Raw genomic sequence first — 20,772 nt, 5'->3', positions numbered from 1 at the left:
AAATTTGATTCTTAATAAATTATTAAGAAAAAAATAGTAAGCTTGTCGCACAATCTTTTTGTTAATTTTGTAAATGATAATTCTATATATTCCTTTTCTAAAGGATAAGGCGGGTGATTTATCCAATCTTGCCCAAATTTGGGTTAATAATCATAAAAATAATTCCCAAGAAGAAATTTTAGTTATCTATTTTGGCGACAGGTATTCTCAAAAGTTTGTAAAGGCTAAAAGCAATATCTACATTCTTGGCCATGGATACGAAAATAAACCAGGGCAAATAGCCAATCATAGTCAAGAAGAATTGGCTACTTTTATCGATATGGCAACGCTTAGTATGCGTTTTAATTACGATATGCTAAGTATTGCTCATCTATTTGGTTCTATTCATATATATTGCTGTGGCTCCAACGAAATCAATCAGCAAAGAGCATGGGTTTTTTCTAAGAATTATCTGCGATCAGATGGGCTCCCAATTTTTTACTATTCTGCTTCAGTGTTTTCTCCTGATGAGCACAACGTGCGTTGGGCTTGCAAAGATAATAGATGGTTCAACATTGAGGAACATAAATGGCAACTTCCCATAAAAGAGAGTATTGAGTCAGTCGAGCCTCGCCTCTCGGTCAAATTGCAATCGAAGTTAGGAATGTTTAATGGAACAGAAAAAAGAAGGGAAAATTATTTTAAAATAAATAAAGAAAAAAGATTGGGTTTGTTTATGAAAATTCGGAATACTCCAAAGAAAAAACAAGAAGTTCAAAATATTGAAGTCCCTGAGGCGAGTATAACCTACCGAGATTAGATCTTGCCTATTGATTGACTCGCCTCTTGAATTTTTATTTAAAGACGCTATTCTGTAAGAAGCTGTGGGCCGTTAGCTCAGTTGGTAGAGCAGGAGGCTCTTAACCTCTGTGTCATAGGTTCGACCCCTATACGGCCCACCATTTGTTTTACCTCAACTTTTCACCTACGTGTACCTTTGAAGTAAAATTTGGAATGTAACTATCTTATTGTTCTGACAAAATGTAAATTATGAACGAAACTGCTGTTAATAATAAAATGAAAAAACTTCCCTATCTCATTAGTCAATTAATTTTTATGGGGCGTTGGTTACAAGCTCCTTTATATATAGGTTTACTCGTAATTTTAACGGCCTATGCTTATCGATTCATTACAGAATTATTCCATTTGGTGCTACATATCAACAGCGCTGATAACACACAAATTATGCTCGGTGTTTTGGATTTAATTGATGTTGTTATGATCGCCAATTTATTAATTATGGTCATTATGGGCGGTTATGAAACATTTGTTTCCCGACTTAATCTACGGGATCATCCAGATCAACCTGAATGGTTAGATCATATTGATGCTGGAGCAATGAAAATTAAGCTGGCACTTGCTCTAATCGGTATCTCCTCAATTCATTTGCTACGAACCTTTATCGATCCGAGTAAGCAATCATTTGATACTGTAATGTGGCAAGTTGTTATTCATATTACTTTACTAACCTCTGCTTTAGCGATTGCATACACTAATAAATTACTTGCCCAAACAGATTGAAATTTCTCGATTGGAGTAGATAGGCTTTTCTTCATCTACTCCAACATAATTGATTATTTTGGCTTGTCTAAAGGTCCTAATTGTCCGGTACATACTCGTGAACCATTTGGATAAACAGTACAGGAGGTTTGAGTTTGTGGGCCGTTACCGCCATTTACTTTTTCTAATTCTTCCTGGTGAATTTGCTTTGCTTCTTTCTTGGTGCTTATCTTTTTTACTCGTTTCATTGAACTCTCCACAGCTTATAGTATGTTTTAAGCATAGATTCTTATTTAACTGAGCGCCAATTTTTGAATAGCAATTTGACCAATGGAAAAATGACTTATTCGCTAATTCTGGTTATCATCGTTACTCACAAAAACTATTTATCAAATAGGCATATAATTTTTGATAAAGATAAAATTCACTAAATTTAAATTTTTAAAGAATAAAAATATAACTATCTTTTAAGGTTTTTCATCAAGGGATTTGAAATGAGCCAAGTTAAAATTTTATTGTTATTCTTTTGTCTTTTTACTTCTTTTTCTGGATATAGCAATATTAAAATCGGTACTCTCACTTATGATCCGCCATTTATTATATCCGCAACACAAGGGTTCGATATTGAATTGTCGGGCTTACTTTGCAAATACTTACAAGAAGAGTGTCAGTTAATCCCAAAGAAAAATTCCACCCGACTCTATAAAGCATTACAAAATCAAGAGGTCGATCTTGCGATTGCTGGAATTACTATTTCCCAAAGTCGGAAGAGCGATTTTATTTTTAGTTTGCCTTATCTGTTGACCAAGAGTCAGTTTTTAACATTGAAAAACAGCAATATTGATTCGATAGAGGATTTAAAAAACACCACCGTAGGTGTTATACGCGACGAACTGAGTGGTGGTGTTTTGTATCATTATCTCGTGAATAATTACCAGGGACAATTTAAAATCAATCAATATGATGATGTTGAGGATTTGCTGGACGCTTTAAATAATAAAACCCTCTCTGCTGTATTTCTATATCGCTCTGATGTGGTTTATTGGCATGAAAATGGTGGAAATTCATTTAAGCCTATGGCACCTGTCGTTATGCTTGGCGAAGGAATAGCTATCATGGCTTTGCCTCAAAAAATAAAATTAATTGAACGTATTAATAAAGTACTATTACAAATGGAAAAAGATGATATTTATTTGAGGTTATATAAAACCTATTTTTCTAATAATTAATGGAGCCATTAGTTTGAGCAGCAATTCTTAAATTTTTTCTGACTTCCACAAGGACAAGGTGCATTGCGTGAAACTTTCTGTTGAGGTTTCGCATTTTGTTTTTCAGGTGCATGACCTGCAATATAAAACCATGTTCCATTATCACATTCAAATTCACTTAATTCATGAAGTGTTAATAGTTGATTATTCTCTTTAAAACGTGCAATAAATTCCACATACCCTTTGACTTGATTAGTACTATCAAGATAGGCCTTTACAATGCGTAAATTAAGCCAAACGACGCGTTTAGCCCAGGCTACTGCGTCAATTTCATTGAAGCCTGTCAAGGGTTTGCCACGCATTGTTTTTTTAATGTAATCAATATTGGCTTGGCTGTAGGCTGTATAACGGGAGCGCATTAAAGCTTCCGGTGTCGGCGCGGTAGTAATGTCATTAATGTATAAACCACAGCAGGTTGCATAATCGCTGGATGAACCACAAGGGCATTTATTCATAGTTAATTCCTGCCTATTTATATCTTATTACTTTCGAAGAAAAGAGTACCTGAGTATAATCTCGCCCCAAAAATAATAGATAAAAGAGATAGTAACGATGATTATATTGTACCAATTTCCTGGTGTTTGGGGATTACCGAATGCGAGTCCTTTTTGCTTAAAAATAGAAACCTATTTGCGTATGGCGGAAATCCCTTATGAAATTAGATTTGTTATGAACCCTAAAAAAGCACCAAAAGGGAAGTTGCCATTTATTAAGATTGATGACAAAGTAATCCCAGACAGTGAATTTATTATTGATTATCTTGTTAGCAAATTTGGTGATCCTCTGGATAGGAATTTAACGAAAGAAGAAAAAGCTTTAACAATATTATTAGACAATACTTTTGCAGAGCGCTTGTATTGGATTATGCTTTATTTGCGCTGGCAAGATGAGTTTGGCTGGTCGCATTTGCGAGAACCATTTTTTACTAAATTACCTAAGTTTGCAAAATTATTCGTTCCTAATGCTGTCCGTAAAGCGACAAAAAAAGCACTCTATTTGCAAGGCATAGGACGTCATAATTTGGATGAGGTCAAACAAATGGGGTATAAAACTTTGGATGCACTTGCTGTTACTCTTGGCGAAAAAAAATATTTTCATGGTGATGAGCTAACTAGTATTGACGCAACAGCTTTTGGTTTCTTAGCAAATATCGCTTGGTTACCTTTCGCAGACCCATTAAAAGTTTGTTTGCAAACACACATTAATTTGCTTAATTATTGCGATAGAATATGGAGTAGTTTTTACCCTGAAATTCCTAAACCATTTGGTATTACTTCGACTTAAAAGGAGTAAACTAGTTCTTATTTGGACTATAAAGAATCTCGATCGGAACTGGCTTTGCAATCATAGTTTTATTTGTTAAGATTTATTCGTTTAAATAACATTTGAGGTCAGATATGCCAATTATTAACAGTACTCGTGTACAAAAAAAAGAAAAAATCAAAGCTGAAATTAGCAGTGAAACCTTTGAAATGATTAATGAGTATTGCGCTTGGGCAAATATTGATGATATCGGATTTTTTATTGAAGAAGCTGCAAGTTTTGTTTTTGCTAAAGATCGCGATTGGAAACAGCATAAAAAAGCAGCAAAAAAGCGCACTGAAACTACCGCCTAAAAATAATAAAGGCGCCTAAGTCTTTAGCCGCCTTTTACTTTCTTTAAAACATATTCAATTAAGTAATATCTCCCATTAATCTTGAGTCATGTGCATGAATTTCACGGTAAGAAGCAGGATTACCAAAATTAATTTTTGCAAAATTTAGCCAAAATATTCCGGGCACTTGAGTAGATTTAAAATAATAGTTGTGATTTTTGAAATCAATATAAGTACGCCACCATGTCGCTTCTGTTTGTGACATTCCATAGGCCACAGAAACATTTTCAGCAATGGATGCTAGTAAGGCTACTGCGTGTCTACTATCGCTAATGGTTGGTAGTGAACGGAGGTAGCAGGAAGCGCGAACAAAACGTGATTGCGATTTATCATCGAGAGGAAGTTCTTTGCGCATACAATTTTTTTGTTCATAGCGCCATAAATTTTCTAATTGCTGCTCATAGGTTGGTTCGTTGGTCATTACGCGATAAGCGCTATTGTGATGAATGCTTAGGTTTCCGGCGATAAATTCAATAATTGCTGAATCGCCCGAGCTGTCTTCAATGGCTACATGCAAAGAAAGATTATCAAATTTGGCAAAACCAGCAGGAACAATTTGAATATTATCTATATTATTAATAACTTCATTTACTGAGGCAAAATTATCTAGATAGTATTGCAACCATTGACGAATGCTAACTCCGGGTCTTTTTATGTCGCGTGATTGATATTGCCCATCTTCAAACACTAGTAAATGGGCGGCTAAACCAGCTTCGTTGACCCCATCGGTAATTGCTCGTTGCGTCATATAGTTTTCTTGAACAACGATACTACCAAATTTTGAATGCCAGACTGCTTCATTAATGGTCGTATCCCCAGTATGTAATCTATTGCGCGGTAAGATAAGAAGCGTTTCATTATAATCATTATCCCAATCAAATGTTCTAGCCACAGTCACAACATTTTTTTCATTCCAAAAGATACGAGTGCAAGCGACTGTAACCTGCGTACTAAAGAAAGTAATCAAAACGAAAATTAGCTTATTCATTGCTACTCTGAAGAATAGTTTTGAAAATTAATTTATACTTAGAGGTTGAGTTTGTGCAAGATGCTTGCAGGGGTGGGAGCATCACTAAATTCAGCGTCCATACCCTAATGATTTTAATGGAATTAATATCATTGCTAGAAGGAATAACAGGCTGAACACGGTATAAAATAATTTGGAATTTAGATGCAAAATAGAAGGCGGAATTAGGCTAACTATTAAAACGAGGCCAATACCTAAAAGTCCCAGTGAAGCCCAAATTAGAATGGTCCAGGTTATTTTTTTATCATTAAAAACAATTTTTATAGCACTTACAAAAAGCATGATGTACATCAATAAGTACACCTGGGTTGCACAATTAAGCATTATTGAATAAGAGCCATTGATTGTTGGAAAGGCTAAAAATAAAGTGCTAATTATCGACACGATAATGGCTTGGGTAATTAAAAGCCTGTTAGGATTAATTTTAGCCTTTGCTTTAATCAGTCTTGTAGGTAGAAATCCTTCATCAATGGCAAAACTTAATCCCTTAATTGGCGCTATAACCCAATTATTCGCTGTACCAATACAGCCAATTGCAATGAGACCATTTATTAAAAAAGCGAATTGGCCACAATGAAGTTCATTAAAAAATAAATCAATTAATTGGGGGATACTACTAATAAAATTTAATTGTTGTAATGGAATAATCATAGCTAAAGTAATCGCACCAAAGAGCATGGTACAAAAGATAACGCCAACCGAAATAAAAATTGCTCTGGCAAAAGAACCAGGTTGACTCTCTTTAGCATGAACAGCAGCAATTTCAATTCCACAAAATGATAGCATGATGGCAACTAGTGACGTCCACGAATAGGATGTGGCAATTGGAAGTAGAGAGCTACCAGGAGCTCTATGGGTAAAAGACCAGATCCCACCCATAATAAGAATCAGCAAAAAAGGCAATAGTAGACCGAAAACAGTACAAAAACTATTAAAGCAACTTGATAAATGAATTCCTTTTAAATTAATCCAGGTCAATGTCCAGATAAGACAGAGAATAGTAATAAAAATAAAATGCTTGTTGGTTGCTAATTGCGGGGAACAGCTATACAACAATGCCCCCGCAATAAAGCTTAAAAAAGTAGGGTAGATCAAAATATTTTGAATACATTGAAACCATATGGCAGCAAAGGCTGATTGCTTCCCTAATCCTTGTTTAACCCAGCCATACACACCTTGTTGAGACTGCTCTGAAAACCAGGCAGCAATCATTGCAGAAGGTAGCAGGAAAAACAGTAAAGCCAAGAAAAAATAGTTCAATAGTTGGCTTCCGGCTAATGCTGCAACAGGTAAGTTACGGATGCTGTCTACTGAACAAATGGTGATTAAACTGAGGCTCCCTATTGATAATTGCTTCTTCATTAAAATCTCAATGACAGGCAACTTAGACCGCCATCGAGTTTTTTAAATTCACTCAGGTCTACAGTAAGGGTTTGAAAGCCATGATCTTCAATGGCTTTTTTAGTCTTGGGAAATCCTTGGGGTATTAATACCGTACCATTCACCATGATGCAGTTAGCGGCATAAGCTTCCTCAACCGCAAGAGGAATTTGTTTGAATGATTGAAATTGCGGATGATTGATTAATTCGCCACTTACTAATAAATAGCCTCTGCCTAAGTAACTGACGCCTGTTTTAAGATGAAGGAATTCTTTTAGTTGAATACAGGATGCCGTATAGCCGTTTGTCGTTAAGCTTTGTATCATTTGCTCAGCACCCGCAAGATTAGTTCTTTTCGACAAACCAATATAAAAATGATTGTCAACTTTGAGAATATCACCGGCTTCTAAAGTAGCAGGGGGGCTGATATGCGTTAAATTATTGGGAAAAAATTTTTGAATTGTCGCCTGTATTTCCGTGACCTCACCTTGTCTTGGCTTTGCACCGGGGCGAGTAAGTACCGCAATGGTTTCTGTTAATAGGGCAACATCCTCAACAAAGCATGAATCCGGATAATCTTCAAGAGGAGGTAATTGGGTCACTTCAACTCCGCAACTAATTAACGCTTTAATATAGTTCTGATGTTGGATGTGCGCTAACCTATAATCTGGCTTATCTGGATTGGGGGAGGATGTTAAACCATGAATAATGGAGAGCCCGGGGATTCTGACAATCGCATTTTTAAAAAACATACCAATCCTTCAGTAATAAATCCTTGAAAAATGTTTAGGCAGTTTCTCTTTTGATGAACTTGAAGTCAATATGGAACAGCGAATAAAGAGGATTTGTATTGGGAAAGAAATGAGACAGGATAAATGCTTTCCTGCCTCATTAGCAAAACCAGGTAATTAACTCATGTTTGCGTTCTGTTTTTGCGTCAGGCGACGGGTTGCAGCCGTAAGCGTGTTATAAAAAGCACCTTTAATCAGGTCATAATCAGTTGTAGTGCATTGAGATGCTAAAACAGAAAACGTGTCTCTGATTATTGCATTAACATCTTGTCTTGTACTTATAAGACTAGGTAGTCGCTCTTTAATAATCTGGCGATTAAGATGCTGCAGGTAAGCATGCGGCTCCAAGTTTCTACCTAAAGAATGATTGATAAAAGGTGCTAATAATTCGGCGTATGCTTGGGATAGCTCTTCCATTTTGGGTGCTGGATTCGATGTAGTGACTAACTCTGTTGATTTCATAAAAAATTGAACTGCCAATCGAAGTGCAGGATTCATTTTTTGTCCTCTAAAAAGAGTACTGTCTCTTTGTAGTTGGATTGCAGCGAATAGCAGGGCATGTGCCAATTTTTCGAGGATTAAGGATTTCTCTTCTTGTCCAGAAACAGTATGTCTTAATCTGCTAAAATAAACTGATTTCCACTCATTTAATAAGCGGTAACCTTCTTCACTGTCTCTCTCATGATTGGGAAGAGGTGTCCAAAAGGTTGAGCGAGCGAGAGTACTAGTCTCTGACAATACAGTTGGTTCACTTGACGGGATACTCGGTTGAGAGATAGGTTGCGGTGAGAATGTACTTGCGATAAAACTTAAGTACACTAGCTCTTCTGGACGATTAGGAGAACTACTCAATTCCATACGTGTTGGTGTTATTGTTTTCGTAGAAATTTCCATGTCTGTTGGAATGACTTCTTCCTCTTCTTCAGTTTGAAGTCCAAATCCAGTGGCCGTATAGTCTATGCTTGATAAGTCTCTTTCCATGCTGATGGATTGCTCTTTTTGACTCGTAATGACTGGTGTTTCTTCCTTTTTCTCTTTTTCTGCAATGCCAATTTCCGGAACGCTGTCCAGTTCTGCTGTTGGAGGAAGTGCTCTATGTTTCTTAAGTCTGCGAGTTTTTTCTTTTGTACCGTTTCTATCGTCGTTTCTATTTATCGTAGAATTGATTCCAGACAGTTCACGTTGATCGATTTGTGATAAGAGCGCTTTTGCTTGCTCAAGGCCTTCGGCGATGGAAGACTGCAGCCTTTCATCAAGGTTAAATTTTTGTTGATAAACTTGGTCTTTATAACTTCTTGCAAGCACTTGTCTAAAGGTAGAATAAGCTCTAGTTACATTCTGCAAGGCTTGGCGCATTTCTCTTGCATCATAAGGCGTTTGCATTTGCTCTTTAATAAAATGTAGCTGCATCTGCGCTTGTTGGAATTTAATTTTATGTTTATAAAGTTCGGCTTCTGTATTTTGCCAAACTAGCTCACGGCTTACACTAAAGGGAGGAAGCATACCTGTATACTGGGTTACATAGTGATAGCATTGTTCAGCTTTAGACAAATATTCTTGGGCTTTATCAGATGAAAGGGCTTGAATGTGTGCAAATGCATAATTTGTATAGCTTTGAGCAACCAACAATAATACTTCATTACATTCCGTCATTTCGAAACTAGTCGCTGTTTTTAGAATTCCTTTTAGTGCGCGCTCTGAAATTTTTTCAAATTTTTCAATATTGGCTAATAAAGCTTCAACCTTACCTGAGGTATGATAGATTTCCCAGTTGCGACGAGTAGACTCTAATAAGTTGGTTAATTTAGACATAAAAATCTCGTAGTTATAAAAAATTTTAGCAATTATAGTTAGGTTATATTAACGTAAGATTAACGCAATGGGTAAAAATTAATCATTACTTAAGTTTTGATGCATTTTCTTTTATTTAGCTGGTAGGAGTAATAATATTTATTAAAATTTGCTTGACAGCTTTAAGGTCGATCATTAAACTGCGATTCTTAATTTCGGGGCTATAGCTCAGCTGGGAGAGCGCTTGCATGGCATGCAAGAGGTCGGCGGTTCGATCCCGCCTAGCTCCACCATCATCAACCTCGGTTGTTGATGGGAAAATGTTTTAGGGTCCCCATCGTCTAGAGGCCTAGGACATCGCCCTTTCACGGCGGTAACAGGGGTTCGAATCCCCTTGGGGACGCCATTTGGTGTTAGTGTTTTATTGTTGTAATTTAAGTTCCAGGTCCCCATCGTCTAGAGGCCTAGGACATCGCCCTTTCACGGCGGTAACGGGGGTTCGAATCCCCCTGGGGACGCCATATTTCGATATGGTTTTTCAGTTGTTTTTTTAAGTTTCAGCCAAAAGCCAGTCAATAATAGCAGTCTTTGTTTGTGTTAGAACAGCATCCAGCTGATGATAAAGTTTTTCCCGATAATGAGAATGTCCTGCTTTTAAATAGCGTTCCAGATATTGGCAAGCATACTGTAATTTTATAGTTCCACAATACAGCGCTCCGCTTTTCATTTTATGCGCAATTTTTTCAATTTTATCCCAATTTTTTTCTTTATAGGCTTGCTTGATTTCATATTCCTCTTGAGGTAAGTCAGTGTTTACCATCAAATTGAGTAATTCTTTAACAGTGTCTTGCGAGCCGAGATTGGTTAATGCAGTATGGAGATTGAAGAGAGGAAATTTATCGAGCCGAAACAACTCTTCTTCTGTGTCGGGTAAATCAGCGCCCAAAGGAGTCTGAATCGCAGAACTGTTTTTATCGCTCGTTGTTAAGTAAGTGGTTAATGTCTCCTGCAAAATTCTAAATGAAAGCGGTTTGGTAAGTACTTTATTCATTCCTGCTTGAATACATGTTTCTTCAACTTTTGCAACAGCATGAGCAGTTAAGCCAATAATGGGAATAGAAGGAAGATTGTTATTTTTTTCTAAAATACGAATTGATTCGGTTAATTCTTGCCCTGAAATGCCAGGTAAACCTATATCTGTTAGAATTAAATCAAATTTTTTCCTTTTAAGAAGTTTCAAAGCTTCTTCGCCATTGGCTGCTGATACGCAACGACTGCCAATTTGTCTAAGCATCGATTCGGCGATACGAAGGGCAATAGGATTATCTTCAACCAACAAAACGGCAGGCGTTTCTTCAAATATTTTAAAAGATCCAATGATATTATCCTCTGCTTTAACCGGATGTGTTTCTGTAAGGATAGATTGATGACCGCGTTTGACGTTTAAGTTAAATATAACTTTTGTACCTACTTGGGGTTCGCTTTCTAATTTGAGTTCACTTTTTAAAACGGTTAAATAATTTTGGACAATGTGTAAACCCACACCATGACCTTCATATTGTCCCTTGTAAGAGGGCGTAATGCGATAAAATCTATCGAAAACTTTGGGCTGCAATTCAGAGGGAATACCAATGCCGGTATCAGCAATGGTAAACTCAAGCAATTGCTGGTCAGGCTCTTCTTTAAGATTGAGCACTTTGATAGTAATTGCTCCTTTATCCGTAAATTTAATAGCATTACCCACAAGGTTAAGCAGTATACGTACTAATTTTGTGCGGTCAGTAATGATGGTGTTGGCAATGGTTTTATCAAAGTCAATTTTTAATTCCAGCTGCTTAAGTTTTACTGTTGGTAATTCAAGAGTAACGAGGTTTTTCAAGGTTTGGTATAAATCAAACTCTTCTTCGATTAATTGATTTTCAATGCTATGACTGGCAGAAATAATGTCTAAAACACTGTTTAATAAACCCAATAATTGCTCCCCACTCTCATTAATCCATTGAGCATATTGTTTTTCTTCAGAGTCAACAACGCGTTCTTCTAATAATTTTGAAATACCAATAATTCCACTTACTGGCGTACGAATATCATGACTCATATTAGTAATAAATTCAGTTTTTGCTCTATTGGAAATCTCCGCTTCTTCCTTAGCTTTCGCTAAAATGCGCTCCATTTTAATGCGCTCGGTAATGTCAATATAAATACCCAAGACACCATAGACTTCACCTTGTTCATTGATAAGGGGAACTTTGCTTGTACTTAATATTCGCTCTGTACCATCAGTTAAAATTTGACACTCTTCGATATTAAGTTTGGGTTTTTTTGATTCGATAATTTTGCGATCATCAGCACGATAAGTAATACTACTTTTTTCTGATACCGGTAAGTCAAAATCAGATTTCCCGATAATGTCTTTTTTTGACTGTAAACCCAGCGATTTAACGAACGCCATATTACAACCTACATATAACAGGTTTTTATCTTTCCAAAAGATTTGTGCTGGAAGATGGTCAATAATCGTGTTCGTCAGTTGTTCTTCCATCGGCAGAGATTGTCCATTTTTTGCAGAGGAGGTCATTACTGTCCTTAGGTCAAATTTCCGCTATTGACAACAAGAAGGCATCCTCATATCACTTGGAGCCTGTGCCTTTGACTTGTTAAAAAATGCATAAGAATAAATGTCAGACGCATTCGGGTTTTCCGTTAACTCCACCGTAGTCGTTTTTTGCGAATCAGATGGGTCTTGAGTCGAAAGCAAAGACACTTTTTTGGTCGAGCCGTCTTTTGTTAACAGAGTCTTTTTAATACTAAAAAAAGTAGTTGGTGGCGTCAAAGCTGTTTTTTTCAAATCACTGCGGGTTAAATCAGCGTAAGTATTTAAAGTACAAGTATTTGGTTCACCGATGGCTGGTTTTGTTGCAATTTCACTACGTGCTTGATCAAGCACACCATTTTGCATAAAACGAACCCCCTTTTCCTGTAGACAATTTACGTCGTTTAATAATGCCATCACTTCATCTCCAACCGTCATGACATTGCTGATTTTCCCTGGGATAACATGAATAACCTTATCGGAGGCAAATGTAACCGCACTTCTGAATTCAGTTTTAGTTTTAATTTTAGCAAGGACAGTTGATTTCCACCCCTGATATTTAAAGCGTTTTTCAAATTCCGGCCAAAAACGAATCATTTCGCTTGCTGAACGGGCTCGTATTTCTTTATCAACAAACTCATCTTTTAACTCGCTAAGGACTTTAGAAGCTTCTTCAGGAGTTTTGCAAGATGCCAGGATGGTGTAGGCACCGTGCGTTAAAATATATTGATGCTTAAAAGGGTTGTCTTTAACACAAGGCATTATACAAGGATACCAGCCATCCATTACGATAAAGGAGAAAGGAGCCTCCTGAGGTTTGGTATCTTGATATTCTAAAGCGAGACAAGGTTGATAGACGACCTCCATTTCAACGGGAAAATTTTTCTCAATGTCAGGGGGGAAGAAGGATTGATAGCCCGTAGCATTAATTGCGTAGTCAACAGAAATACTATGGCCCTTTTTATCAACCAGAATACATTTATCGTTCTGGGAGGAGTAAATGTTATCAATGGTGCAATTAGTAACAATGTTAACGCCGGCAGATTCTAATTTTTCTCTAAACCCCTTCCTTAATCTTTCTCCAATGACAGCACTTGGTTCATCAAGATTCATTGCCGCATCTAATTGCTGATAAGGTGATTTACTTAAATCAACGGGTTTAGCGTCGGGAGTCTCTTCACAAACGGTTATAAAATGTTCTTTATTAACTTTAGAGGGATTGCCAAATGCATCCGTTTTTCCTAATCCATAGATAGACTCTCGGTGTGGAACTACAAATTCTGGGTAAGCAGTACAGAATCTTTCAAAGTCTGCCTGACAGCTCGCTCGTGTCTTTGGGGAACTCTGATAATGAGGACCTTTGTGAATGCGAATACCAAAATTACCAGAAACACCACTTAAAATATCACTATTTTTTTCATAAATTGTTACATCATAGCCGGCTTTTCGTAATTCTAATGCTAAATGGCAGCCATACCAGCCAGCGCCAATGATTGCAATTTTCATATTCATATACTTTTTTTATAGCTGAGTTAGTTATCCAACAAGGTGTAGATATATTATACAGCAATTAGCGCGAATTGTATGCACTAAAATTGATAAAAATACAAAGAGTATTAAAATAAAAAGATCAATAAGATAGACAAAAGGAGTTGATAGCAATTTACAATTTTCTCATTATATAAGAAGTATGCTGAATATAGCTACTGAGAACATTGGCGAAGTCACGATTGGTAGTAATCTACACGTGAATAAATTGATTGAGAGGAAGTAAAAATTTATAGTGGGGTTTCCCCACATTAATTTTTGGCTTAATACCGCTTAGGATGACAATGAACAATAATATTACCCCCGGTACGTATTTCTTATATTAACAAAGCAATGTCTTTTCATTAGGCTCAATTTTTTCTTCACAAAATTGTACCAAACCGTTAAGGTTATATTGGTCAAACAAGCGAGAAAATGAAGGGTCAAGGACATTAATGTTCTGTTCTATTATAAAATCGTGTACTGCTTGTCCAAGTTGCTTCATTTTACGTTCAATACGCATATTCCAATCACGTGTGATATTTGAGTTAGAGGTTGAAGGATGTTGTTGTATATCGTTGCGAATCGCTTTTTCTGCGGTTTCCCCTTTTTTATTTACAATAGTAGCTTTTTCCGGCGAATTAAAAATTAATGAATTTAGTCCTCTAAAAGGGAGATCATCATCAATATAATGCAATCCTCTGGTTAATCTTGTTGGCAATGTAGGCGATCGCTTGTATTTAACATTTTCTTCCTTAAATGGATGAGGCAATTCTTTACCATGTTTGTTCATATGTTCCATAACGCTTGAAACGTAGTCTCGCTCGCTTGGAGTGGATAATGTCATGGCACCATCAACAGAAAAGAAAGTGCAACTGGCTCCTTTTTGCATCATTAAATCAGATTCCAAAATTTCAATATTAGCCAATGGGGAAATTTTTCTTACAAAATCATTGGTAATTAAAACGTTATATTTAATTAGTTGTGGGAAGGGATCAATATGAGCATACCTGACGGTTGGTGGATTATTGGTTTTATCAATTTCAAATTCACCAAAACAGCCGTGTCCCTGATAGTAGATGACTTGGAATTTAATGATGTCCTCAGAAGTTTCAGATTCCAAAATTTTCTTGATCTGGTCCGCTATTATACCTAAATTGTCCCCTTTTTTAATGACAAAAATAGAGTTTGGATAAGGTTTTTTACTCATCTTCGCGGCTAATATTAATGCCATATCCTCGCTTTCGATCAATCCTAATTGAGTAAATAAATAATCTATTCTTTCTTCAGCAATTTGCTTTAAAAGCAAATAGTTTTCACTATTTTCAAAATTCGGAAAAGTCTTAATTATACTTTCATAATATTTATTGAATTTGTCAGTACGTATTTTAGAAAGAAGAGTAGGAGCATTTTTTAATATCCAAGAGAGTATCTCTTCGTTTTTTTTATCTAAAGCAACATCAAGTAAACTTTTTCCTGAGTAGGCATTATAAAAAGAGCCATAAACATTCTTTGCTTCTCTTAAGAGAAGATAAGTTGCTTCATAATTTTTTTCCTGAAGTGCGATATCGATTAATTCATCATATTTGTTAGGAGTTTTCTCCATTGTTGAGCCGATTTTATTAACTTTAGCCCCCTTAGTGATCAAATAGGAGGCTAGCCTTACTTTAGTATATGAGCTGATTTCATCATGAGTCATTGCTGCATAGAAAAGAGTTTGATCGTTGAATTTACTATTGGGGTTATCATAAGGAGCATCAACATTATTCTCATGAGCCGCTATATAGTGAGCAATTTCTTCCTCATTAATGCTGCCATCAGGTTTGACAAGAATATCTTTAATATCTTTAAACATTTTATATGGATAGTTTTTATTCAAATTGAATTATATTATATGACTTTGAGTAAAATTATTCCAATTGGGGCCGTGAATTTTCAGAAAATAAGTCAATAAATGACTTTCATAATTAATTGTCTTATAAGAAAGGATAGGAATGCGCTGGATATGCAAGCTTCCCTGTTGCGATAAAATGGGTATAAAATCAAAGCCTTTCAAAAATAGTTCGCGTATTAAAACCGAATAATCGCTCGTGCATGCGATAAGCATATTCGTCGGTCATATTGGCAATATAGTCACAAACTATGCGAAAAGCGGCTATTTCACTTTCTGCTTGATGAAAGCGCTCTCGATTTTTACTATCTAGTAAGCTGCCTGGATTAGAACTAATCGCTTCAAAAAGACGAAGAACAACGGTTTGCCCGCCATATTCAAAAGTCCGAGCCTCTTGTGAATCGATAACGTAGCGATAAATGCGATCTTTGAAGTATTCAAGTAAAGCGGCTGCTTCTGGCAAGAGCACAATATTATGCTTAAGTAGGCTGTTTTCAAAATTTTCATTGGTAATGGTAATTTGCGTGGCGGTTATAAAATAGTTAACCATTTCACCGATGGTTTGCTTACGTTGACATAATTCTTGACTAAATAAAGAATCAATCAGCTGTTCTTGATTTTTGGCTAACGGTGTAGCAGAAAGAAGTGAGCGAAAAAATTCATTATCAAGTTGTTCACGATTTATTAATCGCAAATGAATGGCATCTTCCAGATCATGAACACCATAGGCAATATCATCAGCAACGTCCATGATTGAACAATCAAAATTATGGTAAGCTGATTTTCCATGTTGTTTTTCCGCAGGAAATTTGATTAATGATTGGAATAAACACCTGTCATCTTCGTTAAATGGTGATAAGAGCCAGTCAACTTCAGCTTGTTCGCTTGCAAAATAAGCTTTTGGAGGTAGCCAGTCATTAACGCGAATGGTTTTATGAAGCGACTCAAGTGTTTTAGGCAGGGCAGTTGCAACAACTTGTTCTCGATTAACGGGATACTTGAGTATTCCTAATAAAGAGCGTCTGGTCAAATCCATCCCATAAGTGCCATAGCTGTCTTCTATTTTTGTTAAAAGCCTTAGCGTTTGTCCATTACCTTCAAAGCCACCATGCTCTCTCATCATATAATTTAGAGCAACTTCTCCTCCATGCCCAAAAGGGGGATGGCCTATGTCGTGTAACAAACAAATAACAGAAATTAAATCATCATTAGGTAACAAGCCAGGGAGAATACTTTGCTGATGATTCGTAGCCAGATTGCGGACAATACTGCGACCAATGGACGCTACTTCAAGAGAATGGGTTAGGCGAGTCCGATGAAAATCTCCTTCATCTGTCCCTAAAATTTGTGTTTTACGCTGTAATCGACGAAAAGCGGGGCAATGAATCACCCGGGTTCTATCTCTTTCATAAGGATTACGGTGATCCTGATGGCCTCGTTGATGAGTTTGTCCAGAGCGTCTATGAGTCCACATTTCAACTTACAAGATGCAAATCCCATACTTTATGCGATTGTTTAAATTGAAACAACATAAATAGCTAAAGTTTTTCAGCATTTTGAAGATAACAAGGTCAGAGGGTAAATTATTAAGTGGATAAAATTACATCCCATATAAGAATAAGAGGTTATCAACGCAGAAAGGTCTGCATAAAGATAATTCTCGGCAAAAGGGAGAAAGTCATGAAAAAGGTAAAATTTCTAACGCTTTGTTTTTCTGCAGGCTGTCTCTCGGCTTGTGCGACCTATCAGGAAACCAGTTATACAACTTACTCAAATTATCAACCTTATGTTTACGAGAATGCCTATTACCAAACCTATGATGGCGGGGTTGATTATCGCTATTCGAATCGAGAGGTGAATGTGCCGAATTCATACCATGTAGGTTATGACCATTCGCCAGCTTCACATAAAGATGTGGATAAAAATTGGGTGAACAGTCAAAACCCTCAAGGATACACCATTGAGGTCGCTGAGGGTGACAAAGCTTCACAAGTAGCAGGAAAACTTTATAAAGTTCCTAAAAATAATCGAACTGCCCAAATTAAATCCTATCGTGGAGACGGTTCAGCGTATTATAAAGGAGTGTATGGAAGCTACAATTCTTATGAAGAGGCACAAAAAGCATATAATGATCTACCAGAAAATATCAAACAAGGTGCTGATATTAAAAATTGGAGTAAAATTCAGGAAAATTCCGGGAATTAACGGGAGTTGTACTATTTGAGACGTCGGGTTTATTTAGGGGCAATGATTATGGTCACTTTAACCACGCCTGGTATGTCAGTACGTTCGACACTGAGTTGTTTCAGAATGACAGTGTAATCATTGCTTAATGCCCATAGCCAAGATAGAAATGGTTGCATTGGTACTTGCTCAAACGAGAGTTGAATGTCTCCTGAGCCAGTTTGTTGTAATTGATAAACAAATTTCCGCAAAGCGCCACTATTTAACTGACTTCCTATTAACGCAAGCAGTTTTGCATTCGTTATTGATTGAGGTACTCTTTTATTTTTGGGTTGTTGGCGAACTTGCTGCATCCAGGTGAGGGTTTCTTTCTTTTCCTGTAGTTGGGCTGCTTTGCTACTTACTGCAGTTACTAAAGGTGAGTAAACCAAAAGATAAAATAAATAGGCACCGATGCAAACTGCTGCAATGCTAACCATCCAACGTTCTCGTTCATTAAGATTATTCCAGTAATTAATCACAAACTTAGCTCCAAAGTACCTAGGACTTTTTTATTCTCGGTTGAGGCTTGGGTTTGTCGAACTTTGATATTCATTTTTTGTAAATGAGTTTGTAAACTCTCCAACTCCTCAAAATTTTTAGTGGTTAAAGTGACTAAGAGAGTTTGATTTTGGAATCGAACTTGCTCCACATTCATAGGACTATTTTTCGAAGCTTTTGCCAATATATTTAATAATGTCCAAAAGCTCATATCCGAGTTATTTTGATTTGCTTTAAGTAATTGAGTAATGCGAAATTTAGGACTAATAACTTGTTGAGCTTGTGGAAAAAATTCATGATAAATCGCCGCAATTTGGGTTTCAACTGTGGCTGCCTCTTTATTAAGGTAATAAAGCCTGATGGCATTAGTGCCAAGCAATGCAATAACCCATAGGAGGCTCATTAGTATGGCTGCCTGGTACCAACGTTTTGTGCTACTTTGCGAACCGCCATGCTCTAACTCACCCTGACAAAGATTAATTAGCTTAGTTGCTTTCAGTCGTTGAGCTAGCCATACATGAGAGTCATCGCTGATTTCTTTTATCAAGCCCTGTTGCGGAGGGAGGAAGGTTTGGTTACTGTCGGGGAAAACATAAAAGGAATATTCTTCCGAAGTAGTGCCTGGTTGATTTAAAAAAAAGTCAGCCAAATCGCTACTTACCGCACCTTGGAAATCGCTCTTATTTACCAGTAAACAGGAATTAAGAACAGCAATTTCCTGCTGATTAAGAGCAAACCAATCGAGTGTGATGCTATCAAAATTAATTTCCAGCGCATCAAATCTGGCAATTAGCTCTTCGAGATAAGTTTTGTCCCCTACAACAACCAGGTATTGCCCATCCTGATAGTGGTTACGATCAAAGGCAAAGTGAAGTGAGTTGACATTTTGTGCCAGTTTATCTTCCAAAGCAAAAGGGAGTGCAGCACGTGCTTTTTTTTCGGCAAGCCAGGGTAAGGTGATGCGATGCAGACTAAAACGTTGTGTCGGTAGTACAAGAATTGTTTGGCAATTTTTTTGTAGTGTTTTAATTTCATTAAAATCGCGTTCTAAAAGTGGGGCTGCTACTTTCCCTTGCTGGTCCAGGCTTAAGCTTAGACAGCTAGTTTCTGTGAGATGCTGAACATATAGAAAGCATGTGGCCACCTGGCGTCCCTTAATGATATCACTTTCTGCTTTTACAGCTCCGAACTAGGTTAAGTTCGGAGCAAACAAAATTGTTATTGCTAAACAGCTTACACGTATGCGTATTTTTTGCCAACATTTGCGGCAGCCGCCCATTGCATTTTTAATTGTTGAGATAGTAAATAAACAACCATTGCATATTGTGGGCTAGAGTTGTAGCGAGTAATCACATAAAAATTTGGATAGGCTAACCAGTACTCTGCGCCAGTTTGTGTGGTTAACTCGATTAAGCCTACTTTTGCTGGAGTGTGCAGTGAAGCAGTTAATGGTTTAACTCCTGCTGCAGCCATTTGATTCCAATGGTAAGCTGCTGTTTTGTAATTGGTATTAATTTTTTTATAACGATTGCCCTGAACTTTCGCGGGTTGAGCTATTCCTTGATTGGTTTTCCAGCCATGTTTGTGGAAATAATTAGCAACACTGGCAATAACGGCCTGATCGTCATTCATTAAATCTTTTTTGGCATTCCCAGTAAAGTCTGCTGCGTAATAGCGATAACTGCTGGGCATGAATTGTGGTTTACCCATTGCACCTGCGTAAGAACCTAAGTTTTGCGTCGGTGAAATTTTTTGTTCACGACAAAGTAAAAGATATTCACCTAATTCTTTAGTAAAAAAGGCGGAACGTTTAGGGTAATTAAACGCTAAAGTAGACAGTGCATCAATAACGCGATAGTTACCTTGATTTTTACCATAAATGGTTTCAACGCCAAGAATTGCCACAATAATATTGGCAGGAACACCGTATTTTTTTTCAGCTTTGGCGAGGGTTTCCCGGTTAGCAGACCAAAACGCAAGTCCTCCTTGTACTCTCTCTGGTGTTAAAAATAACTGTTTATAAACATCCCAGGTTTTTTTTTCGTAAGGCTTCTCCATTGACTCAATAATCTGCGGTTGCAGCTGAACATTATCCATAATAAGAGTCAGTTCTTTTTTGTTAAAGCCGTGTTGTTGAACCATATTATTAATAAAACGCTGTACGTCTTTGCGTTGTGTAAATGCTGTATCGGCTTGAGTAATTCCACAAATTAAAAATGTTACTAGGGCGAAACAAAACGTGGTTAATCGTCGCATTGGCCATCCTTTATCATCGAAAAATTGAGTTTAGTATAAAAAAAAATCGAAATTGTCATTAAATTGGGTAAAAATCAATTAACAATTTCATTGTAAGAAAAAAATTTCAATATCTTTAGGGTTTGCCCTAAGCTATGAACTGAAGCTTATGATCCTAATTTTCATTGTAATTTGCAAATGCAATTTAGCGCTTGATTATTCACAGAAAGATTGCGATGGATTATATAAATATCAATTTGTTTTAAATGTGGACGATTTGGGTGCTGCTACATAAGGATTCGTAACATCTGTAAAAGCAAGAGGACAGCAATTAGAGTCTTATTGTTATCC

The 20,772-nt window shown here is 36.8% G+C and carries 19 protein-coding genes and 4 tRNA genes; 10 read left to right on the top strand and 13 right to left on the bottom strand.

Features of this window, described 5'->3' with window-relative positions:
• Positions 1–73 precede the first annotated feature (73 nt).
• The 3 genes from PXX05_RS09215 (at position 74) to PXX05_RS09205 (ending at position 1,560) form a co-directional block, all read left to right on the top strand.
• The gene (locus PXX05_RS09215; protein ID WP_275087933.1) at positions 74–799 is read left to right on the top strand and encodes a hypothetical protein; all 726 of its coding nucleotides are present in this window, start codon (positions 74–76) and stop codon (positions 797–799) included.
• Between the two features lie 66 nt (positions 800–865).
• Positions 866–941 (top strand) — tRNA-Lys (locus PXX05_RS09210).
• Positions 942–1,029: 88 nt separating this feature from the next.
• Positions 1,030–1,560: a TIGR00645 family protein gene (locus PXX05_RS09205; RefSeq protein ID WP_420844579.1), complete on the top strand. Its 531-nt coding sequence runs from the start codon at positions 1,030–1,032 to the stop codon at positions 1,558–1,560.
• Between the two features lie 53 nt (positions 1,561–1,613).
• Here PXX05_RS09205 and PXX05_RS09200 read toward each other — a convergent pair whose 3' ends face one another.
• A complete protein-coding gene (locus PXX05_RS09200) occupies positions 1,614–1,787 on the bottom strand; it encodes a hypothetical protein (RefSeq protein WP_275087932.1) in 174 nt (57 codons plus the stop codon).
• A gap of 246 nt (positions 1,788–2,033) precedes the next feature.
• Here PXX05_RS09200 and PXX05_RS09195 point away from each other — a divergent pair, with 246 nt between their 5' ends.
• Positions 2,034–2,768: a transporter substrate-binding domain-containing protein gene (locus PXX05_RS09195; protein ID WP_275087931.1), complete on the top strand. Its 735-nt coding sequence runs from the start codon at positions 2,034–2,036 to the stop codon at positions 2,766–2,768.
• An 8-nt stretch (positions 2,769–2,776) separates the two neighbouring features.
• Here PXX05_RS09195 and PXX05_RS09190 read toward each other — a convergent pair whose 3' ends face one another.
• Entirely contained in the window at positions 2,777–3,262 is a 486-nt protein-coding gene (locus PXX05_RS09190; protein ID WP_275087930.1) for a YchJ family protein, read from the bottom strand.
• Positions 3,263–3,359: 97 nt separating this feature from the next.
• Between PXX05_RS09190 and PXX05_RS09185 the strand changes: the two genes are divergently transcribed.
• Both PXX05_RS09185 and PXX05_RS09180 read left to right on the top strand, forming a co-directional pair.
• Positions 3,360–4,091: a glutathione S-transferase family protein gene (locus PXX05_RS09185; protein ID WP_275087929.1), complete on the top strand. Its 732-nt coding sequence runs from the start codon at positions 3,360–3,362 to the stop codon at positions 4,089–4,091.
• A 113-nt stretch (positions 4,092–4,204) separates the two neighbouring features.
• The gene (locus PXX05_RS09180) at positions 4,205–4,423 is read left to right on the top strand and encodes a hypothetical protein (RefSeq protein ID WP_275087928.1); all 219 of its coding nucleotides are present in this window, start codon (positions 4,205–4,207) and stop codon (positions 4,421–4,423) included.
• Between the two features lie 58 nt (positions 4,424–4,481).
• Here the strand turns inward: PXX05_RS09180 and PXX05_RS09175 are convergent, their stop codons facing one another.
• The 4 genes from PXX05_RS09175 to PXX05_RS09160 all read right to left on the bottom strand — a co-directional run bounded on the left by PXX05_RS09175 (position 4,482) and on the right by PXX05_RS09160 (position 9,472).
• Positions 4,482–5,450, bottom strand: coding sequence for a linear amide C-N hydrolase (locus PXX05_RS09175; RefSeq protein WP_275087927.1), 969 nt, complete (start codon positions 5,448–5,450; stop codon positions 4,482–4,484).
• A 90-nt stretch (positions 5,451–5,540) separates the two neighbouring features.
• The gene (locus PXX05_RS09170) at positions 5,541–6,851 is read right to left on the bottom strand and encodes an APC family permease (RefSeq protein WP_275087926.1); all 1,311 of its coding nucleotides are present in this window, start codon (positions 6,849–6,851) and stop codon (positions 5,541–5,543) included.
• Complete coding sequence (locus tag PXX05_RS09165; protein WP_275087925.1) at positions 6,851–7,621, bottom strand: dimethylarginine dimethylaminohydrolase family protein; 771 nt, start codon at positions 7,619–7,621, stop codon at positions 6,851–6,853. The genes PXX05_RS09170 and PXX05_RS09165 overlap by 1 nt, the downstream gene beginning before the upstream one ends.
• A gap of 156 nt (positions 7,622–7,777) precedes the next feature.
• Positions 7,778–9,472, bottom strand: a complete 1,695-nt coding sequence (locus PXX05_RS09160; RefSeq protein ID WP_275087924.1) for a hypothetical protein — start codon at positions 9,470–9,472, stop codon at positions 7,778–7,780.
• Between the two features lie 196 nt (positions 9,473–9,668).
• Between PXX05_RS09160 and PXX05_RS09155 the strand changes: the two genes are divergently transcribed.
• The 3 genes from PXX05_RS09155 (at position 9,669) to PXX05_RS09145 (ending at position 9,972) form a co-directional block, all read left to right on the top strand.
• Positions 9,669–9,744, top strand: a tRNA-Ala gene (locus tag PXX05_RS09155).
• A gap of 37 nt (positions 9,745–9,781) precedes the next feature.
• A tRNA-Glu gene (locus PXX05_RS09150) sits at positions 9,782–9,857 on the top strand.
• A 39-nt stretch (positions 9,858–9,896) separates the two neighbouring features.
• Positions 9,897–9,972, top strand: a tRNA-Glu gene (locus PXX05_RS09145).
• A 29-nt stretch (positions 9,973–10,001) separates the two neighbouring features.
• On the opposite strand, the gene PXX05_RS09140 is transcribed toward PXX05_RS09145, so the two are convergent.
• The 4 genes from PXX05_RS09140 to PXX05_RS09125 form a co-directional block, all read right to left on the bottom strand.
• Complete coding sequence (locus PXX05_RS09140; RefSeq protein ID WP_275087923.1) at positions 10,002–12,029, bottom strand: PAS domain-containing hybrid sensor histidine kinase/response regulator; 2,028 nt, start codon at positions 12,027–12,029, stop codon at positions 10,002–10,004.
• A 24-nt stretch (positions 12,030–12,053) separates the two neighbouring features.
• Positions 12,054–13,556 carry an FAD-dependent oxidoreductase gene (locus tag PXX05_RS09135; protein WP_275087922.1) on the bottom strand — a complete coding sequence of 501 codons (1,503 nt, stop codon included), beginning with the start codon at positions 13,554–13,556 and terminating at the stop codon, positions 12,054–12,056.
• 358 nt (positions 13,557–13,914) lie between these two features.
• A complete protein-coding gene (locus PXX05_RS09130) occupies positions 13,915–15,426 on the bottom strand; it encodes a hypothetical protein (protein ID WP_275087921.1) in 1,512 nt (503 codons plus the stop codon).
• A gap of 187 nt (positions 15,427–15,613) precedes the next feature.
• Positions 15,614–16,936, bottom strand: a complete 1,323-nt coding sequence (locus tag PXX05_RS09125) for an anti-phage deoxyguanosine triphosphatase (protein ID WP_275087920.1) — start codon at positions 16,934–16,936, stop codon at positions 15,614–15,616.
• 206 nt (positions 16,937–17,142) lie between these two features.
• On the opposite strand from PXX05_RS09125, the gene PXX05_RS09120 reads away from it, so the two are divergent.
• Positions 17,143–17,667 carry an SPOR domain-containing protein gene (locus PXX05_RS09120; protein ID WP_275087919.1) on the top strand — a complete coding sequence of 175 codons (525 nt, stop codon included), beginning with the start codon at positions 17,143–17,145 and terminating at the stop codon, positions 17,665–17,667.
• Positions 17,668–17,696: 29 nt separating this feature from the next.
• On the opposite strand, the gene PXX05_RS09115 is transcribed toward PXX05_RS09120, so the two are convergent.
• The 3 genes from PXX05_RS09115 to mltB form a co-directional block, all read right to left on the bottom strand.
• On the bottom strand, positions 17,697–18,167 hold the full coding sequence (locus PXX05_RS09115; protein WP_275087918.1) for a type II secretion system protein M: 471 nt from the start codon (positions 18,165–18,167) through the stop codon (positions 17,697–17,699).
• Positions 18,164–19,330 carry a type II secretion system protein GspL gene (gspL, locus tag PXX05_RS09110; RefSeq protein ID WP_275087917.1) on the bottom strand — a complete coding sequence of 389 codons (1,167 nt, stop codon included), beginning with the start codon at positions 19,328–19,330 and terminating at the stop codon, positions 18,164–18,166. The genes PXX05_RS09115 and gspL overlap by 4 nt, the downstream gene beginning before the upstream one ends.
• A gap of 89 nt (positions 19,331–19,419) precedes the next feature.
• Positions 19,420–20,442, bottom strand: a complete 1,023-nt coding sequence (mltB, locus tag PXX05_RS09105; protein ID WP_275087916.1) for a lytic murein transglycosylase B — start codon at positions 20,440–20,442, stop codon at positions 19,420–19,422.
• Positions 20,443–20,772: the final 330 nt, after the last annotated feature.

The sequence above is a fragment of the Legionella cardiaca genome (genome assembly GCF_029026145.1).
GTDB lineage: Bacteria > Pseudomonadota > Gammaproteobacteria > Legionellales > Legionellaceae > Tatlockia > Tatlockia cardiaca.
This window is presented reverse-complemented; position numbering and strand designations above follow the sequence as displayed.